Annotated in this window: 1 pseudogene; it reads right to left on the bottom strand. The window is 51.1% G+C overall.

The window, feature by feature from the left end:
• Positions 1-50: 50 nt before the first annotated feature.
• Positions 51-237, bottom strand: a pseudogene (locus SJH88_RS19690) (IS481 family transposase); the annotation flags it as partial.

Raw genomic sequence — 237 nt, forward strand, 5'->3', positions numbered from 1 at the left:
GACCCACTAGCCCCCGGTTTTTCCATCTCAATCTGACCCACGCATTAACCCTAGCTGTCGGGTCCCGGATGATTACGCACGTTCTTGACGAATAAATCAGGAGCTTTCATCTTCCATTTTTGAGTGCTTGGACTGGGGCTTCATGCCCCAGTGCCTTTTGTGGCAAGTGGTGGTTGTACAGCCAGACAAACCTGTGCAGTGTCTTCTCCAAATCCTCTGCACTGTTGAAGTGATGCG

It is taken from the genome of Comamonas sp. GCA5, assembly GCF_036541385.1.
Lineage (GTDB): Bacteria > Pseudomonadota > Gammaproteobacteria > Burkholderiales > Burkholderiaceae_C > Comamonas > Comamonas aquatica.